An 18,880-nucleotide genomic window follows, 5' to 3' on the forward strand; every position below is an offset into this window, starting at 1 on the left:
GGCGCTCCCCGCGTCTGTACGGTCTTCACCAACCTCCTGTGGAGGCGTATCCATAGGATTCTGTGAACCTCTGGCGGGCCCGATGCAGAAGCCCCAGCGCCGTGAGGTGATACGCGAACGTAATCTTCGCCGCGGATTCTGCTGCTAATTCGTCTTCAAGGTAAGGACGATCGAAACTTTTGGATCTGGAATGGACACGTACAGGTGGGCGCTGCCACTGAGGGAATCGATGCTGCCATTGCGCCGATTTCTCTCGGAAGCGAATGCCTCTACTTCGTACTGCTCCCCCAGGTAGACAGGCGCCTCCAGCGTGCCGTCCGTTGAGGTGTGTTCCGTTGAGAACCACCGCTCGACTCCGTTCTGGTTTTTCAAGAGGGCTCCAGCGCCGGAGTAGGGAGTACCTTCCGGGCTCAGGATCCGAATCCGGAGAGTCGTTGAGGTTCGTTTGGCCTGCAGCGTCGGATTGATGTCCGCGACATCACCGCCGAATGCGAGAGGGATGCGGGTCTCTTTCGTGGATCCCTGGTCGCCGAAAACGGTGGGCGGAAATGGGTCAGCATCTCGATACTTCTCCGCATTCACGCCGATAACGTAGTCTCCGGCCGGGAGTGGCTCGATTTGGTAGCGGCCCCTATCATCTGTCTTTGCTGTGCGCAAAGGGCGGGATTCACGCTCGCCCTTTTCATTGAACGAGAAGGACTGCACTGTGACCCCACTGAGCGGATCCCCTGCCGCGTTTCTGACGATGCCTGAGATCCGCCCATGCGGCCACATCCCGAGATCCCATACCTGGCAGGATCTGACTCCGATGGTGACACTGCCACGTGGCTCGGCCTTGTCGGGCCCGATCACATTCGTCTCTTTATTCAGAACGAGCCGCCCGGACCAACGGAGATTGAAGTCCTGATCCGGAAGGAAACCTCCCTTTGAAATCTCGATTTGGTATTGGCCAGGTGCTATGTCCCTGATTTCGTAGTGACCCGCGGCGTCAGAGATGGCCTCGTACTTGTCTCCCTGGGAGCGGGCGGTGATCGTCGCACCCGCTACCCAGCCATCGCTCGAATAGAGACTGGTGCTCCGACGGACCGTCCCGATCAGGCGGGGCGCTCCCCCTCTCGACTGGTTTCGCAAGGCATCCAGGATGTGCTCGTTCCCCTCCACTTGGAAGGTGGGTGAGCAGGCTCCAATCGAGAGTTGAGGCGTCTTCCGTTCCCGTTTATACGCGAAGATCACGTACTGTTGCCCCTGCCTCAGCCGCCTATAGCAACTGGTTCCCGCGCTCGTGTCGATTTCGACTTCGGTCAGATTTTCGGGCACATTGAGAAGTTTCTCTTCAATCCGGACACGGGCGGGCCGGTTGCCCCAGCCTTCGCCGCTATCGACCAGGACGCGCGCGACGAAGACCATGCTCGAACCTCCGAAGGCGGAGCATGGGGTGCCAATGCCCAGGCAGCTACACGCATAAAGCGGGGACAGTGCGAAGAGAGCGGCGGCCAGGAGTCGCATTTCTCCATATTAGTGCCTGCGAGGCGGAAGGTGAATGCAGTGTATTTGGAAGTCGTGTGGGGCTGGTTGCCCGCGATAGAACATGGTTCCGGGCGAGAGTGCTGCGCTAGAATTGGTGGTGAATTGCGAAGGGGCTTGTTAGTCGTTGTACACGTTTTGACTGAAGCTTCGGCCGGGCTGATTTAGCTGGCTGGTTCCCGAGGGATGCTGAATTTCCGGAAATACTCGTTTTTCCTGATGATGTCGATGCCGGGCGTGTATTGTGCGCTCAATATCGCCGGGGGACTGCGGGAAGGTTTTACGCATGACGACCTGATGAATCTCTACAGAGGGGTTTTTCGGGCATGGCCGCAATTGCTGCTGGATTGTGTGATGATCTGGCGCCCGACCGAGGTAGTCCGACCGCTGGGAGAAATGACCTACAAGCTCCTGTGGGGTGCGTTCCACTTTGAACCATTCCCGTATCGAGCCGCATGCCTCTCCCTGGTAGTTGTGAATTCCATGCTGTGCTTCGTGGTGGTGCGGAAGCTGCTGGGGCACGACCTGGCGGCGCTGGCGGCGGCCTGGGTGCTGGCGTATCACGGGTCGTTTTGGGGCATGTACTGCAATACGGGCGTGATTTTCGATATACAGGTCATCACGTTGTTCTTTTCCGCACTGCTGGTGACGGCCTGGCAGCCCGCGGGGTGGGCCGGGCACTGTGTGCGGCTGGTGGTCCTGCTTGTCCTGGTGATCGCGGCACTAAATACGAAAGAGATCGCGGTGAGCCTGGCGGCGGCGATCGGGGCGCTGTGCTGGCTGGAGCGATTCACTCCGGTGAAGCTGGTGGAGACCGCGCCGGAGCGTACTACCTGGAATCTTGCCTGCTTCCTGGTCGCGGCCGGCGCGACGGCCGTGTTCGTCTTTGGGCGTGTGCTGGGCCAGGGCGGGCTGGAAGAGAACCCGGCGTACCATGTCACCGCGTCGGCGGCGCTGGTGGGTTCCAATGCGGCCAAATTCTTCTCAGACCTGCTGTATGACCGGATCTCCTGGACTCCCTTGGCGGCCGGCGCCGTCTATCTGGCGGGGTTGGCGGTGGTGGTGGGGCTGCGTTGGGTGCGCGAGTGCGTCTTCCTGCTGCTGGCGGCGATTAGTTTCCTGCCAATGGCCGTGATTCCCTCGCGGGGACTGGATGCGTCGTACCTGGCGGTTTTCTGGCTGATCGCAACGCTGGCAGGCGTGCTGGGGCGGGGGTTGAAGAGGTGGCCGATTTTCCGATGGGTGCCGGTGGTGGTGGTCGTGGCGGTGACCGCAATCGCGCTCACTCTTGGACGAACCACGTTCCCTCAGTTTGGAGAGGAATCCCGGCCGATTGCGAAGGCCTATGCGGGGATTCGAGCGGGTCTGAGAGGGCTGCCAGAGCAGGGGGCGCTGGCGATCGTCGAGGATCCTTTCGCCGAGCACTCCCCGTGGGGGACCACATTCATGGCCCTGCTTGCCACGGAGCGGAGCGACTTCAGCGTCGCGCGGCCGGAGGACCTGGCGGCGGCAGAGGCAAATCCCGCGGCGAAGCGGGCATTTGACGTGGTGCTGCTCGTGACGATGGAATATGCGGTGCTGCGTTGCGCGGGTCCCGATGGGCGGCGGATGACCCTGGAGGGGCTGCGGCAGAAAGAGTATCCCTGTCAGCCGGTATCGGGAAGCGGGCAGGCACCGTAGACTGTAGGGATGCACTGGGTAGCTACGATGCTGGCGATGGCGGGTGCGGTGATGCTGGCGGGCTGTGGCTCGCGGGCGGCCGTACCGGTTGAGGATCTCGGCGGCGGACAGGATGTCGCGCGGTTTGCGTTGACTTCGCTGAAGGGGACTCGCAATGGGGACCGGCTGGATGTGGCCGCGTTGTTTGGCGATGGAAAGTCACAACTGGCCGTGGAACTGCATTTCCGGGTGACTCCGCCGACCACGTTGGATGCGGGGCAGTGGAAGGGGTTGGGCGGTGAAGGTGGCGTGAGGGAGCGATCCTCCACCTTCCTGGGAGGGCAGTCCGGCCCGCCGAGTATTGGGGGCAGTTTCGACCTCGTGGGCGCGGCGGGGCAACCGTTGTATCGAATCCGAATTCCTGTGCAGGCCCTGGACAAGCCGCTTTAGGCGGGTGCAGGGGGGGCGGCCGACTGCACTCGCGGCGGCTAGCGGCGGAGGCGGAGGACCTGATTTACCTTTTCCAGCAACTTGTCGACGCGCAGCGGTTTGTGGAGGATCGCGTCGGCGCCCTGGAGGCGACCGGGGGCGGGACCCTCGCTTGCGAAACCGCTGGAGATGGCGATGATGCCCGTGTTCGGGGCTTCGCTGCGCAGCGCCTGGAGATTTTCGAGGCCCTCCTGGCCAGGCACTGAGAGATCGGTGAGCAACAAGTCCACTGGCCCGCTGCGCAGGGAATGCAGGACCTGGGCGTAGTCGACCGCTTCCGTAACGGTGTAGCCGTGGCCTTCCAACGCATCGCAGAGGAAGCGCCGGACCCCGATTTCCTGTTCGGCCACGAGAATACGGGCCGACGCGGCGGCGGAGCCCAGGGCAGTCCGCACCTGGTGGGCCAGGGACTGAGGGCTGAAAGGTTTCTGAATGAAGGACGTGCCCGGTTCAAGGAGCCCGCGGTGGGCGATGACATTGTCCGTATAGCCGGACATGAAGAGGACGCGCATGGATGGTTCGCGTGCTTTGAGCCGTTCCACCAGGTCGCGGCCGCTCATGTTTGGCATGACGACATCGGTGAGGACGAGGTCGATGCGTTCATGTTCGCAGATGAGCAGGGCCTCGACCGCACCGGCCGCCTGGAGGACGCGGTAGCCGTAAGCTTTCAGAACCTCGACGGCATATTTGCGGACTTCGCCGAGGTCTTCGACGACGAGCACAGTCTCCTTGCCGCCCAGGGCGGGTACAGCCGCGGGCGAATTTGTATCGACAACCGCTCCGGTGGAGGCCGGCAGATAGATCTTGAACGTAGTGCCGATGCCAGGTTCGCTGTAAACATCGACATAACCGCCGCTTTGAGCCACGATGCCCTGGACAGTGGAGAGCCCTAGCCCCGTGCCCTTGCCGGGCTCCTTGGTAGTGAAGAAGGGCTCAAAGATGCGGGAGCGGGTTTCGGCGTCCATGCCGATGCCTGTGTCGCTGATGGTGAGTTGGACATAGCGTCCCAGGCGCACGTTGTGATGGGCCTTCACATAGCGTTCGTCCAGGGCGATGCCGGTTGTCTCGATTACCAGTTTGCCTACGGCGGGCATGGCGTCGCGGGCATTGACGACGAGGTTCATGATGACCTGTTCGATTTGATGGGCGTCGGCGTGAATGGAGCCGTTTTCGGCGTTGAGGGCAATGAAGACATCGATGTCCTCGCCGACCAGGCGCTTGAGCATAGGCAGCATGTCCCTGACAACGCGATTGACGTCGAGCAGGCGCGGTGACAGGATCTGTTTGCGGCTGAAGGCGAGGAGTTGCTGGGTGAGGCTGGCGGCGCGTTCGCCGGCCTTGTGAATTTCGGAGAGGGAACCGCGCAGCGGATCCACGGGTGTCAAGCTGTCGAGCAGCATCTGTGAGTAACCGTTGATGACGGTGAGCAGGTTATTGAAGTCGTGGGCGATGCCGCCGGCGAGGCGCCCGACCGATTCCATTTTCTGCGCCTGGAGGAACTGCGACTGGAGTTTGTCGCGTTCCTGCTCGGCACGTTTGCGATCGGTGATGTCCCGCAGGAAAGCAGCCAACTGACCCCCGCCGGCGGGCAGGTATTGCATGCTGATTTCGAGGTCGAAGAGGGAGCCGTCCTTGCGGCGATGACGGGATTCGAACCGGTCTTCGCGTTGTTGGGCGACCCGCTGGAAGTGAGCACGCTGCTGCTCCTCCGACTCATTGGCTTCGAGATCGCAGACTCGCATGCTGAGCAATTCGGCGGCGGTATAACCGCTCATGCGGCAGTAGGATTCATTGACCTCAAGGATGCGGCCGTCCGAGTCGGCGACGCAGAAGCCATCCATCGCGGTTTGGAGGATGGCACGGCGATGGTCCTCGCTCTCGAGCAGGGCCTGATCGGCATTTTTGCGTTCGGTGATGTCCTGGACCACTCCGGCCATATGGCTGGGCCGGCCTGAGCCGTCGCGACGGTGGCGGCCGGCGGCCCAGATCCAGCGGACCTCGCCATCGACACGGCGGATGCGGCATTCAAAGTCCCAGTCCGTGCCGGTTTGGACGGCGGTCTGGAATTTGCGGGTGACCTCGGCGCGGTCCTCGGGCAGGACGTAGGAGAGGAAGATCTCGAAGCTCCATTCAGCCAGGAGTGCCTGGTGGCCGAAGATGCGGTCATGGAGGAGGGAGCGCTGGGCGGAGTGATCGCGGAGATCGAGGTCCCAGGCGCCGGTCCCGGTGGTTTCGAGGGCGAAGGAGAGGCGGCTCTCGCTTTGGCGGCGGGCATCCTCGTCGTGCCTCATCTGAGTGATGTCGCGGGCGGCGACGACGGAGCCCACGATGCCGCCCCGGGCATCGCGGAGGGGGGCGAAGCTATAGCTGCCGATCCAGGTTTCGCCGGTGTCTTTGCGGCGTAATGAGTATTCGGCGTTGGTGACGATTTCTCCACGCAGGGCGCGAGGAACCGCCCACATCTCGAGCGGGGCCGGGGCGCCATCCGCCATAAAGACTTCGAGGAAGGCGGGGTATTCGGCGAAAGTGCGGGCGCACTCCTGTTTATTGCGGAAGCGATGAAAGGTGGCGAAGGCTTCATTGAATTCGACAAAGCGGCCCTCGGCGTCAGAGATGAAGACCGCGTCGGTCATGCTGGCCAGGGCGGCATCGAGGTGGGCGCGGTTCGAGCGGAGGTCTTCTTCCGCCTGGCGCCGTTGAGTGACGTCGACGGCAATGCCGATGAAGCGGCCGGGCTTGTCCGGCGCGAGGCGCAGCAGGCGGCCCTGGGACAGGATCCAGCGGAGGGCGCCGTCAGGGCGGCGAATGCGGAATTCAACGATGAGCTCCGCGCCATTGTGAGCGGCGGCCTGGACGGTCCGCTCGGCCAAATCGCGATCTTCGGGGAGAACCAGTTGCCTCCACGCCTCATAGGAGGGGCGGCAACTGTGGGGTTCGAGACCGTAGACTCTCCAGAGCTCTTCCGACCAGAAGTTCTCGTTGGTCTCCAGATCCCATTCCCAGATGCCGGCGTTGGAGGCTTCGAGGGCGAGAGTCAGGCGGGCGGCTTCACTGAGGCGCGCGGGATCGGTGGTGTGCCGATGGGTGATGTCGCGCAACTGCCCGGTGGCGCCGGCGGGCGTTCCGTTCACCAGGAAGGGCGCTGAGTTCAACTCGACGAGTAAGGCGCCGCCGGCCCGCGGCAAAGCGATGACGAGGTCCTGGACGGGCCGGTGGGTTTCCAGGGCCGCCTCGAGCGAGCTAGGTGCGGCTGAGCCGCCAAGGCCCGCGAGCAAGGCACTGAGGGACTTGCCGATGAGCTGCCACGGGGCAAGGCCAAAGAGACGGTTGGATGCCTGAGAGATATAGGTGATCTCGCCTTGAGCATTGGTTGCGAAAAGCGCGTCGGGGCTGTGGGCATCCAGGGTCTGAAACGCGAGGTGCGCCGCGGAGGGTAGTGATGAGCCGACGGGGACGGATTCGTGTTCGCTGCCGTCGCCTGTCGTTGGTCTCATGTTGACAGTATTGTATCGGCCTGAGTGGGGCCAGCGAAGGACTTTTGTCACAAAGTAGATAATTGGCGCGGTGTTTTTTGGCCAAAAATGGAAGGCCGCCCACTGGTGGAGTTTCGGGAAAGCTCTTTTCCTAATTGAGGGGGATTCCGCTGGGGCATAGGCTGGGGCGGAGCAAATGGGCGTCCAAGCGCGCCAGCCGGAGGTGGCAGCCCGAGGAAGACACCGGACGGAGCTGTGCGCCGTGGAGTTCCCAGGCGCCCGGCGAAATCTCCGGGCACAGAGAGAGGCAGGCCGGGCTATAATCCTGAGCCATGAAGCACCACGTTTTGCTGTTTGTTCTGGCCGTATTGGCCAATGCGGGGCTATCGCGGGGCCAGGCTCCTGAGCCGGCAATGGCGAATCCGGTGAAGAAGATACTGCGTGAGGGTGGGATTGTGATTGGGGGGACGGTGCAGTCGTCGAACCCCGATAGTGCGGCCATTATGGCCAATGCCGGCTTCGATTTTCTGTGGATCGAGGGAGAGCACAGCCCGCTGACCCTGGAGAGCACGCGGAACATCGTGCTGCTAACGCAGGGGCGGAAGGCGGTGCCGTTCACGCGCGTACCGGTGAACGAGCTGTGGACCGCGAAGCGGATGCTGGATATCGGCAGCCTGGGGGTGATCTTCCCGTTCACGGATTCGGTGGAGTTGGCGCGGCAGGCGGTGGCGGCCTGCAAGTATCCGCCGCTGGGGCGGCGCGGTGTGGGTCCTGGGATGGCGGCGATGCGCTGGCCTGCCCCGGGTGGATATCCGAAATGGGCCGACGACAATGTGATGGTGATTGTGATTGTGGAGCGGCCCGTAGCGATTGAGCACATTGAGGAGATTGCCGCCGTGCCGGGGATCGATGTTCTGTTTATGGGGCTTAACGATCTCTCCTACAACTATGGAGTGCCGGGGCAACTGCGGGCTCCGGTGATGAGGGCGGCGATTGAGCGGGTGATGAGCGCGGCGAAGAAGAACAACCTGGCGGTGGGCGGTCCGGGCGGGGCAGCGGAGATCAAGGGGATGATCGAGGAAGGGTTCCGGTTCATCCAGGGGCCGAGCGACCTGGCGTTGCTGCAGGGCGCGACGCGCGGGTTTTTCGAAGGGATACGGGCCGGAGGAGTGGCGCACAAGGATCCAGTGCCGATTTATTGAGCGGCATTTGGGCGACGCGCATCTGGAACCGGCGCAGTCGCGACGTGCCTTCGCCTTGGCGGCGCTGGCCGAGGGGCAAAGCGAAGTGATGCAGGCCGTGTCGGGGCGGCGGAATGCGATTCACGAAGTCCGCGTCAGCGTCGTGTGAACAGGGGCAATGATGGCCGCCGCGGCTAGTAGCCGGCTTGCTTGTCGACTACGTTCACCAGGGGAAGTCCGGCGGCGTAGCGGCGGACATTTTCGGCGAAGAAATCGATGAGACGGACCTGCCGGTCGGGGCTCCAGCCGGAGGTGTGGGCTGTCATGACGACATTGGGCAGGTCGAAGATGGGGTGGTTGCTGGGCGGAGGTTCCTGCGGGAAGACGTCGAGCCCGGCTCCGGCGATCCAGCCCTCTTTGAGTGCCTTCACGAGGGCCATGTCATCGAACAGCCGGCCGCGGGAAAGGGCGAGAAAGTAGGCTGATTTCTTCATTGAGCGGAAGAGGGGCTCGTTGAACATGCGCTCGGTGAGGGGGGTGAGGGGGGCAGCGGCGACGAGGACATCGGCGCGCGGGACGAGTTCAGAAAGATAGTCGGGCGAGTGGAGTTCGTCGACATACTCGGGCTTGGGAATTGGTTTGGCGTCGGTGGCGATGATCTTCATGTCGAAGCCGTAATGGGCGCGGCGGGCCATGAAGGAGCCAATGCCGCCCATGCCGACGATGGCCATGGTGCGCCCGACGAGCTCAGTGTGATCGGCCGATTTGGGGTTGCCGACGGGCTTCATCTGGTGTTTGGCGAACTGCGGCATGTAGTGGGTGGTGATGCCGCGCGTGAGGCAGAGCAGCATGCCGATGCCGGTCTCACTGATGCCGGGCGCGAAGATACGGGCGTAGTTGGTGACGACGGCGCGATGTGTCTTGAGTTCGGGGGCCATGCCCTCCATGCCTGCTCCGCCGGACTGGACCCACTTCAGCTTGGGGGCGTAGTCGAGTTCCGAGCCGGCGATGTCGCCATAGACGACGTCGGCGTCACGGAGAAGGGTGCGGTATTCCTGCCGGTCGCGAGCGATGACGAGTTCGACCTGGGCCCGGGTCGAGGCCTGGATTTTGCGGACCTCCTCGGGTTCGAACTTATACATGGTGACGATTTTGATGGGGCCTGCGGCGGGTTGATTCATCACTTGGTTCTCCGTTGCCAATACCGGGGCTGAGCCGGCATAAGCGACAAACGTCCTGCGAGTGAGGTTGTTTTCCGGCATGGGGTCTGTTTTAGCACATTATTCGCCGGGCGGATGGTAGGATCTGGCAAATGGCAGCGATTTTTGTTGATCCGGAGAAGGTCCATGAGTTCCGGGATGCGGAGAGTTTCTACGGGTGGCTGGGAAAGAACCACGACCAGGCGGATGAGGTCTGGATCAAAATGCACAAGGTCGGGTCGGGGTTGAAGTCGATCAACGCCAAGGAAGCGATCGACGTGGTGTTGTGCTGGGGCTGGATCGATGCGGTGCGGAAGGGGTTGGACGAGAAGAGTTTTCTGCAGAGGTACACACCGCGCGGAAAGAAGAGCATTTGGAGCAAGATCAACGTCGACAACGTGGCGCGGCTGGTGAAGGAAGGTCGGATGACGGAGCACGGGCTGCGGGCGGTGGAGGCGGCCAAGAAGGACGGGCGGTGGGATCGTGCGTACGGGAGCGGCCAGGAGCTGAAGATTCCGAACGATTTGCAGGCGGCGATTGACGCGGAGCCGGCCGCGAAGGAGATGCTCTCACGGTTGAGCGAGCAGAACCGGTTTGCCCTGGCGTTCCGGATGCATCACACGAAGACCGAGGCGGGACGGCGGAAGAAGATCGAGGGGTTTGTGGAGATGTTGAAGCGGGGCGAGACGATCCATCCGCAGCGCAAGAAGTGACAGGGAACGGGCCTTAGTTGGGTTTCCTTGGCGGCATGATGATGTGGCCGCCCTGTTCCCGCAGATCTGAGGCGTCGATGTCCTTCACCGCCAGCAGCGCCGCCAGTTGGCCGCCGTGGTGGGTGTCGTGCGACAGCAGCCTCCAGATCGTCCATTGCCGCGAGATCAGATAGCCGTCGAGCAGATAGGTCTCAAACAGATCGTCGACGGTCCATTCCTCGAGCAGGCGCTGGATGGGCTGCCAGGAGCCCTGGAGCCATTCGTCGAGCACGGCAGGGTCGTCACTGGCCACAGACTCTTCGGCTACGCAACGGGTGCCGTCGTTGTCGTAGCGCCATTGCGGGACGCGCTCGGCGACCAGGTCGATGCCTGGAGCTTTCATGCGGTCGAGCCAGGTGATGCGGCCCAGGCTGATATGGCGAAAGATTTCACCGATGGACCGGCGGCCAGGCGCCGGCCTCCAGGCGAGATGCTCGCTGGTGAGGAGCGCCGCGGCGCGGACCAGGCTGGTCTGGTAGCCGTCCCAGCCTTCGTAGATGGTGGCGAGCTTGTGTGGCTGAGGGGCTTCTAATTCCATCGAGGTGGGCCTTCTATGGGGGCCATTCTAGCAACTCCCGGCGGTCCAACGGTGCGTCGGTACCCCATGCTTCCGCTGGCCGGTATCGCGGTGTGATACATTCTGGCTGATTCCAATGCTCTCCCGACTTGCCATCCTCGCCTTCTTCTTTGTCACCCGTCCCCCCGAGATCGCCTTCGACAAATCGATGATTGACGGGGGCGCGGCGGAGCCTGCCGCCTTTGCCGATATCAATGGAGATAAACGGCTGGATATCATGGCCGGCGAATTCTGGTACGAGGCTCCGAACTGGACTCCGCACCGGTTCCGGACGCTGCCGTTCCTGAACAACTACGTTGACGATTTCTCCGACCTGGTGGCCGATTATGATGGCGACGGGAAGCTGGATGTTGTGAGTGTGGGGTGGTTCTCGAAGAATGTTTCCTGGTGGAAGAATCCCGGGACGACGGCGGGGGAATGGAAGCGCCAGGACATTGAGACGAAATACAACGTCGAGTTCGCGTTCCTGGTGGATGCCGACAGCGACGGGAAGGCACTGGAGATCCTGCCGCAGTTCGGCAACGGCACGGCTCCCTTGACCTGGTATGAGTTCAAGGGCGGAGCCTGGCAGGCGCATGTGGTGAGCCCGAAGAGCTACGGGCACGGGATCGGCGCGGGCGATGTGAACGGAGACAAGCGCACCGACATCGTAACGCCGAAGGGGTGGTTTGAGGCTCCTGCTGACCCGCGCAATCAGCCCTGGATCTATCATTCCGATTTTGACCTGGGTGATACGGGGTTCCTGCACGTGCTGGACGTGAACGGCGACGGGCGAGCCGATATCGTGACCTCGATGGCGCACAACTACGGCATTTTCTGGCTGGAGCAGGGGTCCGATGGGAAGTGGGTGAAGCACCTGATCGACGACTCCTGGTCGCAGGGGCACGCCACCGTACTGGTGGACCTCAACCAGGACGGACGGTTGGATCTGCTGACGGGCAAGCGCTACATGGCGCACAATGGCAAGGACCCGGGCGAGCGCGAGCCGCTGGGCGTCTATTGGTATGAGAATGCCAAGGATGACAAGGGTGAACCGATGTTCGTGCGGCACGTGATCGACTATTCGACGCGAACCGGCGGCGGCATGCAGATCGCGGTGGCGGACATCAATGGAGACGGACGACCGGATTTAGCAACCGGTGGAAAGTCCGGCCTCTTCCTGTTCAAGAGTGTGGTCCCGAAAAAGTAGACGCGGTCGTGGCAGCCAGGTGTGATCCGGGTTCTGATTCAGAGCCCGGAATCCGATATGCTAAATCTGCCGACGACCATGAGACCCCTTATCCTTTGCGCATTTTTGCTGGCGCCCGCGTTTGGCGCCGACCCCATCCGATTCCTCGCCGAGAAGAAAGTGTTTGTGCTCGACGCGGGCCCCAACACCATCGCGTTTGGTCTGAACGAGCGCAGCGAGATCCAGCCCCTCTATTTCGGCCAGCGCTTATGGCGTGACCAGGATCTGCCGGCGGCGCACGCGCTGCGGGAGTGGGCTTCGTTCGATCGCACGTCGACGATCACGCCGCAGGAGTATCCGGGCTATGGCGCCGGTCTGTTTGTCGAGCCGGGCATCAAGGTGACGCTGCAGAACGGCGTACGCGATACGGTCTTGAAGTATGTCTCGCACGTGATTAAGGGTGACGTGCTGGAGATCAAGGCCAAGGACCAGGGCTACGACCTGCAGGTTTCGCTGTTCTATCACGTGTACCCACAGGGGATCGTAGAAAAGCACACGGTGATCACCAACAAGACGCCGAACGTCCTGACGTTGGAATCGGCGCAATCGGGCACATTGCACCTGCCTCCGGGCGAAGGCTACCGGCTGACCTATCTGTATGGCCGCTGGGCGGGTGAGACGCAGATGGTGCACGAGCCGATCAACCCGGGCGTGAAAGTACTGGAGAGCCGGCGCGGGAATACCAGCCAGCAGTCGAACCCGTGGTTCGCGATCGACGGTCCGGCGCCGGTGAGCGAGACTAACGGCGCGGTTTGGTTTGGTGCTTTGGGCTGGTCGGGTAACTGGCGAATTGCCATCGAGCAGACCTCGCATCAACAGGTGCGGGTGACGGGTGGTTTGAACACCTTCGACTTCGCGCATACCCTAAAGCCGGGCGAGTCGCTGGAGACGCCGCCGTTCTACCTGGGCTTCACGGACCAGGGCTTCGGGGAGGCTTCGCGCGCGCTGCACCGCTTCCAGCGGGAGTATATCCTGCCGGGCGGGCTGACCTCGAAAGCGCGGCCGATCCTCTACAACTCCTGGGAGGCCACGACCTTCAACGTGAACGAGCAGGGCCAGACGGAACTGGCGAAGAAGGCCGCGTCGCTGGGTGTGGAGCGCTTCGTGATGGACGACGGCTGGTTTGGCGCGCGCAACGATGACCATGCCGGCTTGGGTGACTGGACCGTCAATCCCAAGAAATTCCCGAATGGCCTGAAGGGACTGATTGCCAATGTGAAAGCACTGGGCATGGATTTCGGGATCTGGGTGGAGCCGGAGATGGTGAACCCGAACAGCGACCTGTACCGCGCGCATCCCGATTGGGCGATGCACTTTCCGGACCGGCCGCGGAGCGAGGCCCGCAATCAGCTGATTTTGAACATGGCCCGCGATGACGTGAAAGAGCACATTTTCGCGGTGCTGGACAAACTGGTGAGCGAGAATGACATCGCCTTCCTGAAGTGGGACATGAATCGCAATGTCTCAGAGCCGGGCTGGCCCGAGGTGGCTCCGTCCGAGCAGAAGAAGATGTGGCTGCAGTACACGCGGAATGTGTACGAGATTATCGACCGGCTGCGGCAGAAGCATCCAGGCCTGGAAATCGAGTCGTGCTCGGGCGGCGGCGGCCGTATCGACATGGGTATTCTGCGGCGCGTGGACCAGGTGTGGACGTCTGACAATACCGATGCGCTGGACCGGTTGAAGATCCAGGAAGGCTACACGCAGGCATACACGCCCAAGGCGATGATGGCCTGGGTGACGGATGTACCGAATTTCAACGGGCGGTCGACGCCGCTGGCGTTCCGGTTCCTGGTGGCGATGCAGGGCTCGCTGGGCATCGGCAACAACCTGAACCATTGGAAAGACGAAGACTTCGCCTTGGCGAAGAAGATGGTGGCGTATTACAAGCAGGTTCGGAACACCGTTCAGACCGGCAAGCTCTACCGGTTGGCTTCGCCGCGGGACCCCTCCGGTTTCCAGTCGAGCCAGTATGTGGCGGAAGACGGCAAACAGTCGGTGGTCTTCGCGACGCTACATTCGCAGCAGTACGGGCGGCCGGTGCCGACCCTGCACCTGCAGGGGCTGGACGAGAAAGCCGTATACAAAGTGACGGTGTTAAACGGCAGGACACTGGAGTTGAGCGGCGCCAGCCTGATGCATCGCGGCTTGGACCTGAATCTGACAGGCGATTACGCAGCGACTTCGGTTCTGATTGAGCGGATTTGACGGCCGGTTTCCCTCTCCCTCCCGCCGGCCGTTTCTCTGACGGGGTCCGCGGCTCAGACCGCGCCCCGTCCGGGTGTGTCTGTTCCGTAGCCCCATGATGCGGGCTTGGCCCGTGTTTTCGGCGAAATTGGGAGGAGCCGGCGGAACCTGCGCCGCAAAAGGGCCGATGGCCCCGCCGGTTTGGGATTCAGTAGTCTCGCGCAGGTGTCAGACGAGAGAGGCCGACAGCTCGATGGGTACGGCAGAGAGCGCCACGGAGACCGGGCAGTTCTTCTTGGCGTTATCGGCCACTTCGGCGAACTCTTCGGCGGTCAGGCCTGGCACAGAGGCCTTGGTGGTCAGGACGATCTTAGCGATCTTGATGCCGGGGTTGAGCAGTTCCATGTGAACGGCGGCGACGGTATCGATGGAAGCCGGGGGCTTGCCTGCGGTGCTGAGGAGGGCGGAGAGCATCATGCTGTAGCAGCCGGCATGCGCGGCGGCGATGAGCTCTTCGGGATTCGTACCCGGACCATCGGCGGTCCGCGACTTCACGCTGTAGGGGGCATCCACGGCGCCGCTCGCGCCTTTAACGCGGCCGGAGCCTTCCATGAGGGATCCGGACCAGTGCGCCTCACCCTTGCGAATAATGGCCATTCGATTCTCTCCTTGAGTGTGCGCGCTTCATTTGCGCACGCTTCTGTAGAGATGCACTACATCCGGCCCGGGCTTCGAGGATCTATTCCCAACGGAGAGCTTTCAAGGGTTCGACACGAAGGGCGCGCAACGCGGGGCCTCCACAGGCCAGGGCGGCGGCCGCGCTGAGCAGGAGGCAGACGGCGCCGAGGGTGAGCGGATCGTTCGGGCTGACGCCGTAGATCATGCTTTGCATGGCGCGGGCGAGCACCAGTGATCCGGCGAGACCGGCCGCGAGACCCAGGCCGACCAGGACGAAGCCCCGGCCGAAGACCATACGGAAGATGTCTGAGCCGTTGGCGCCGAGGGCTTTCCTGACCCCGAACTCCTGGGTGCGCTGGGAGACCAGGTGGGCCATGACGCCGAAGACCCCGATGCCGGCCAGCAAGGTAGCCGCAACTGCAAAAACTCCGAAGAGATACATGTTGAAGCGGCGCGAGTTCAACTGGCTGGAAACGTGCTGCTCCATCGTGAGGAGGTTCGCGACAGCCATCTCGCCGTCCAGCCGACGCACGGAGGCGCGCAGCATATTCGCGGCCCCGGCCGGGTCGCCGCTGGTGGAAACGGCGATCGATGTCCTGCGCATGGGGCCGGTGCCCACCGCCTGGCGCCACCAGCTATAGGCCTGGGCCTCGGGGGCCTTGTCCAGGCTGCTGTCCTTCACATCCCCGACGACTCCGATCACTTTCATCCAAGGCATGTCGGAGCTGGGGGTGCCCCACTTGAGCTTCTGCCCCACCGGGGGTGCGCCGGACAGAAACCGGCGGGCGAAAGTCTCGCTGACGATGACAACGCCTTCGGTTCCGGTGCGGTCCTCCAGGCCAAAGTAGCGCCCCTGTTTCAACGGGATGCCCAGGGACTGGAAATAGGCGCCAGCGATGAGGAAGTGGGTGCAGAAGGGCTCGCGGCCGGCGGTCAGGTTCTGTTCTCCCTGGATGGAGAAGATACGCTTCCAGTCGCCTTCGAGAGGCAGGTTACTGGAGAGTCCCACGTTGCGCACGCCGGGTTGGCCGGAAAGCTCCTCCATCAGCCGCAGGTCAAAAGATTCTACGTCGGACGGCTTTGCGTAGCGAACTTCCGGCAGCGAAATGGAAGCGGTGATGATGTGGTCGCTGCGGAAGCCGGGGTTGGCGCCTTTCAGGCTGAAGAACGTGCGCATGAGCAGGCCGGCGCCGACCAGCAGGATCATGGCGAGGGCGACCTGGGTTACGGCGAACCAGTTGCCCAGGCGTGAGCGGCCCCGGGAGCCCATGCTGCCCGAACTGCCGGCGCGCAGCGAGACCATCAGGTCAGCCCGGCTGGACGCCAGGGCCGGTGCGAGGCCGAACGCGATGGTGGCGATGATTGAGACGGCCAGCGTAAAGAACAGCACGGTGGGGTCGATATTGATTTCGGCTTTGCGAGGCAGGTCGGACGGAGCCAGGCTGACCAGCGCTTCGAGGCCGAACTGGGCGGCGAGGAAACCTACAACTCCCCCCGCCAAACCCAGCACGAGGCTCTCAGAGAGGAACTGGCTGATCACACGCCCGCGTGTCGCGCCCAGGGACTGGCGGACCGCCACCTCGCGCTGGCGGCCCAGGCTGCGGATCAACATCAGGTTGGAAATGTTTGCGCAGCCAACGAGCAAGAGCATGGCCACGGCCCCCATCAGAACCCCCAGCAGCGGTTTGGAGCGCCCGATCACCTGATCGCTGAGCGGTGAGACGGCGGCCAGCAGTTTGATGCCTTTGGCGAGCTCCTGAGGATAGGTCTGGCGGATGAGTTCGGCGACGCGGTCGGAGTCCTGCCCGGCCTGCGAAAGAGTGACGCCGGGCTTCAGGCGGGCTATCACGGAGTAGTCGAAATTGTCGCCTTTGTGCGAGAGATCATCCGCGCTCCACGACATAGGGACCCACAAGTCGGCTGGCCCGCCGCTGTTCAGGGTTTGTTCCGGGAACTGAAAACCCCTGGGCATGACGCCGGCCACGGTATACGTTTCGCGGTTGAGCCGCACCTTCTTGCCGAGGATGGCCGGGTCGCTTCCGAACTGGCGCTTCCACAAGCCATCGCTGAGAATGAGGGTCCTGACACGCAGCAGGTCGTCATCTTTCGAGAAATTGTGACCCAGCGCGGGGGCGACGCCGAGCAGGGGGAACAGGCTCCAGGTGATGCGCGTCGCTTTGATCCGCACCGGTTCGCCGCCGCCGGCCAGGTCGCCGGAGTTGGTGCCGAAAGCGCCCACCTGCTGGAAGGCGCTGGTCTGGCGTTCGAACTCGCCGACGTCCGGGGCGGAGAAGGGGATCGGCATCTGGATGAGGGCCGGAATGCGCGTCTGTACCAGACAGAGCTGCTCCGGATGGACGAACGGCAAAGGCCGCAGCCAGACCGCGTTCACCACGCTGAAGATGGTGGTGTTCAGGGCGATGCCCAGGCCGAGCGTGGCGATGACAGCGAAGGCAAAACCGGGGGTCTTTCGCAGGTTGCGAACGGCGATGCGCAGATCGATCCACATGTTGAGTTACAGCAATCAACCCGAGGGCCATCCCCTCAGTGCTGTGGAATCAGCGGCTTACGCGCCGGGTGACCGTACAAGTGTGTTCGGATTCGGGACGAACGTGTCTTCGGCCGGACTCAACCCAGCCAGGTTTCACGGACGACTTTCATGCCCTCCTTCTGTTTCCCCCTGGCGAAGTCCACGGCGGCTTTCACCTTCCGTTTGGACTCATCCGCGCGGCTGGTGATGTCCAGCAGGCGGGCGGCAATGGCCGGGCCGGTAGCTTGCTCGATATCGAAATACCAGTCGCCCAGGCCGATATCTTTCCACATCTGTCCTTTGATCCCGTCTTCAGGCTGGTGGACATACATGCAGGGGGTACCCTGGGCCGCGGCGATGATGGGGGAATGGCACTCGCTGCTGACGACTGCGGCGGCGTGCCGGTAGATGGAAGCCGCTTCATCCGGCAGCCAGAACGACTGGCGGCGCACGGTCTTCGCCTTTACGTCGGCCGGCAGCGGGTGGTAGAGCAGGGGATCGATGATGTCCAGCTCATAGGTCATCTCGGGGCAGAGCAGCGCCTTGCCGCCGGTCTGACGGACGTAGGCGACGATCGCTTCACGCAGTTTGGCGTGGTCCTCCTCCTTGTGGCGATCATTGATGGTGGTGCGGCGCTGGATTTCGGCTTCCGTGTAGTTGGTCTGACGGATGAGGTGATAGGGCGTCAGGCGCAGACGGGGGATCACCGCGATGAACTTCCCGTGCTCCAGGCCGTTGGTTTTCCGGAAAGCGTCGCCGGCCGGGTCGTCCCGCAGGTCGAAACTAAAAGTGCCATCCGGCGCGAAGCCCATCGTGCGGGCCGAGACGTTTGACGATTTGAGGTTCTCCAGCGACTTGGTTTCGCGAGTGAAGACGAAGGCCGCGCCATCGAGCAAGGCTTTCAGCTTCGGATCCAGGGCGGTGCTGGCGGCCTCACTGGACAACGTCACCGTGACGCCGAAGCAGCCGTAGGGCGCGCTGGTTTTCTCGTGCCATTGACGCATGTGGTTCTGCGCCGAGATACCGGCGGCGGATCCGTGGATGAAGAGGGAGGAGGCGGCGAAGGCCTCGCGCAATTCAGGCGTGGTTGGTTCTCCGTCATCGCCAATGGCGCCCTGGGCGATCTTTAGCTTCGGGAAGGCGCGGCGCAGCATGGGCTCGACGCCGCGGTCAATCGAGCTGGGCCAGAGATACACGGTGGCTTCCGGCAGGTATTGGTCCAGGAGCCGTAGCACGCCTGGGGTATGGGTGATGTCGCCGATATTGACCGTCTGCCAGCTGGAGCGTAACAGGACGGCCTTCCGCGTGGGTGCTGCGCTCGCCGCGCCGGCCAGGGCCGCGCCGAGCAGGGCTCTTCTCGTGAACATGCTGCTCATAGCATGTCACGACCGCCCTGTCCCCGG

The 18,880-nt window shown here is 62.8% G+C and carries 14 protein-coding genes; 7 read left to right on the forward strand and 7 right to left on the reverse strand.

Annotation, left to right across the window (positions count from 1 at the left end; translation table 11 throughout):
- Positions 1–144: 144 nt before the first annotated feature.
- Entirely contained in the window at positions 145–1,506 is a 1,362-nt protein-coding gene (locus ACR9Y2_RS20835) for a carboxypeptidase regulatory-like domain-containing protein (RefSeq protein WP_435043585.1), read from the reverse strand.
- Positions 1,507–1,710: 204 nt separating this feature from the next.
- Between ACR9Y2_RS20835 and ACR9Y2_RS20840 the strand changes: the two genes are divergently transcribed.
- Positions 1,711–3,204, forward strand: a complete 1,494-nt coding sequence (locus ACR9Y2_RS20840; RefSeq protein WP_435043586.1) for a hypothetical protein — start codon at positions 1,711–1,713, stop codon at positions 3,202–3,204.
- Between the two features lie 9 nt (positions 3,205–3,213).
- Positions 3,214–3,633 (forward strand): hypothetical protein, encoded by a 420-nt coding sequence (locus ACR9Y2_RS20845; protein ID WP_435043587.1) that lies wholly within the window; start codon positions 3,214–3,216, stop codon positions 3,631–3,633.
- Positions 3,634–3,671: 38 nt separating this feature from the next.
- On the opposite strand, the gene ACR9Y2_RS20850 is transcribed toward ACR9Y2_RS20845, so the two are convergent.
- Complete coding sequence (locus ACR9Y2_RS20850; protein ID WP_435043588.1) at positions 3,672–7,166, reverse strand: PAS domain S-box protein; 3,495 nt, start codon at positions 7,164–7,166, stop codon at positions 3,672–3,674.
- Positions 7,167–7,477: 311 nt separating this feature from the next.
- On the opposite strand from ACR9Y2_RS20850, the gene ACR9Y2_RS20855 reads away from it, so the two are divergent.
- Together ACR9Y2_RS20855 and ACR9Y2_RS20860 are read left to right on the forward strand one after the other, a co-directional pair.
- Entirely contained in the window at positions 7,478–8,347 is an 870-nt protein-coding gene (locus ACR9Y2_RS20855; RefSeq protein ID WP_435043589.1) for an HpcH/HpaI aldolase family protein, read from the forward strand.
- A 7-nt stretch (positions 8,348–8,354) separates the two neighbouring features.
- Positions 8,355–8,495: a hypothetical protein gene (locus tag ACR9Y2_RS20860; protein ID WP_435043590.1), complete on the forward strand. Its 141-nt coding sequence runs from the start codon at positions 8,355–8,357 to the stop codon at positions 8,493–8,495.
- Positions 8,496–8,520: 25 nt separating this feature from the next.
- On the opposite strand, the gene ACR9Y2_RS20865 is transcribed toward ACR9Y2_RS20860, so the two are convergent.
- Positions 8,521–9,507, reverse strand: coding sequence for a D-2-hydroxyacid dehydrogenase (locus ACR9Y2_RS20865; protein ID WP_435043591.1), 987 nt, complete (start codon positions 9,505–9,507; stop codon positions 8,521–8,523).
- Between the two features lie 131 nt (positions 9,508–9,638).
- Between ACR9Y2_RS20865 and ACR9Y2_RS20870 the strand changes: the two genes are divergently transcribed.
- Positions 9,639–10,238: a YdeI/OmpD-associated family protein gene (locus ACR9Y2_RS20870; RefSeq protein ID WP_435043592.1), complete on the forward strand. Its 600-nt coding sequence runs from the start codon at positions 9,639–9,641 to the stop codon at positions 10,236–10,238.
- A 13-nt stretch (positions 10,239–10,251) separates the two neighbouring features.
- On the opposite strand, the gene ACR9Y2_RS20875 is transcribed toward ACR9Y2_RS20870, so the two are convergent.
- Positions 10,252–10,815, reverse strand: a complete 564-nt coding sequence (locus ACR9Y2_RS20875; RefSeq protein ID WP_435043593.1) for a DinB family protein — start codon at positions 10,813–10,815, stop codon at positions 10,252–10,254.
- 115 nt (positions 10,816–10,930) lie between these two features.
- On the opposite strand from ACR9Y2_RS20875, the gene ACR9Y2_RS20880 reads away from it, so the two are divergent.
- Positions 10,931–12,043: an FG-GAP repeat domain-containing protein gene (locus ACR9Y2_RS20880; protein WP_435043594.1), complete on the forward strand. Its 1,113-nt coding sequence runs from the start codon at positions 10,931–10,933 to the stop codon at positions 12,041–12,043.
- A 78-nt stretch (positions 12,044–12,121) separates the two neighbouring features.
- Positions 12,122–14,290 (forward strand): alpha-galactosidase, encoded by a 2,169-nt coding sequence (locus ACR9Y2_RS20885; RefSeq protein ID WP_435043595.1) that lies wholly within the window; start codon positions 12,122–12,124, stop codon positions 14,288–14,290.
- A 207-nt stretch (positions 14,291–14,497) separates the two neighbouring features.
- On the opposite strand, the gene ACR9Y2_RS20890 is transcribed toward ACR9Y2_RS20885, so the two are convergent.
- The 3 genes from ACR9Y2_RS20890 to ACR9Y2_RS20900 form a co-directional block, all read right to left on the reverse strand.
- Entirely contained in the window at positions 14,498–14,926 is a 429-nt protein-coding gene (locus ACR9Y2_RS20890; protein WP_435043596.1) for an OsmC family protein, read from the reverse strand.
- 82 nt (positions 14,927–15,008) lie between these two features.
- Positions 15,009–17,456 (reverse strand): ABC transporter permease, encoded by a 2,448-nt coding sequence (locus ACR9Y2_RS20895; protein ID WP_435043597.1) that lies wholly within the window; start codon positions 17,454–17,456, stop codon positions 15,009–15,011.
- A gap of 119 nt (positions 17,457–17,575) precedes the next feature.
- Positions 17,576–18,844 (reverse strand): polysaccharide pyruvyl transferase family protein, encoded by a 1,269-nt coding sequence (locus ACR9Y2_RS20900; RefSeq protein WP_435043598.1) that lies wholly within the window; start codon positions 18,842–18,844, stop codon positions 17,576–17,578.
- Positions 18,845–18,880: the final 36 nt, after the last annotated feature.

It is taken from the genome of Paludibaculum fermentans, from assembly GCF_051172195.1.
Classification (GTDB): Bacteria; Acidobacteriota; Terriglobia; order Bryobacterales; family Bryobacteraceae; genus Paludibaculum; species Paludibaculum fermentans_A.

Bases quoted from the DNA above. Each gene is read 5' to 3' on its own strand.
- ACR9Y2_RS20835 (WP_435043585.1), bottom strand. From the start codon at position 1,506: ATGCGACTCCTGGCCGCCGCTCTCTTCGCACTGTCCCCGCTTTATGCG.
- ACR9Y2_RS20840 (WP_435043586.1), top strand. From the start codon at position 1,711: ATGCTGAATTTCCGGAAATACTCGTTTTTCCTGATGATGTCGATGCCG.
- ACR9Y2_RS20845 (WP_435043587.1), top strand. From the start codon at position 3,214: ATGCACTGGGTAGCTACGATGCTGGCGATGGCGGGTGCGGTGATGCTG.
- ACR9Y2_RS20850 (WP_435043588.1), bottom strand. From the start codon at position 7,166: ATGAGACCAACGACAGGCGACGGCAGCGAACACGAATCCGTCCCCGTC.
- ACR9Y2_RS20855 (WP_435043589.1), top strand. From the start codon at position 7,478: ATGAAGCACCACGTTTTGCTGTTTGTTCTGGCCGTATTGGCCAATGCG.
- ACR9Y2_RS20865 (WP_435043591.1), bottom strand. From the start codon at position 9,507: ATGAATCAACCCGCCGCAGGCCCCATCAAAATCGTCACCATGTATAAG.
- ACR9Y2_RS20870 (WP_435043592.1), top strand. From the start codon at position 9,639: ATGGCAGCGATTTTTGTTGATCCGGAGAAGGTCCATGAGTTCCGGGAT.
- ACR9Y2_RS20875 (WP_435043593.1), bottom strand. From the start codon at position 10,815: ATGGAATTAGAAGCCCCTCAGCCACACAAGCTCGCCACCATCTACGAA.
- ACR9Y2_RS20880 (WP_435043594.1), top strand. From the start codon at position 10,931: ATGCTCTCCCGACTTGCCATCCTCGCCTTCTTCTTTGTCACCCGTCCC.
- ACR9Y2_RS20885 (WP_435043595.1), top strand. From the start codon at position 12,122: ATGAGACCCCTTATCCTTTGCGCATTTTTGCTGGCGCCCGCGTTTGGC.
- ACR9Y2_RS20890 (WP_435043596.1), bottom strand. From the start codon at position 14,926: ATGGCCATTATTCGCAAGGGTGAGGCGCACTGGTCCGGATCCCTCATG.
- ACR9Y2_RS20895 (WP_435043597.1), bottom strand. From the start codon at position 17,456: ATGTGGATCGATCTGCGCATCGCCGTTCGCAACCTGCGAAAGACCCCC.
- ACR9Y2_RS20900 (WP_435043598.1), bottom strand. From the start codon at position 18,844: ATGTTCACGAGAAGAGCCCTGCTCGGCGCGGCCCTGGCCGGCGCGGCG.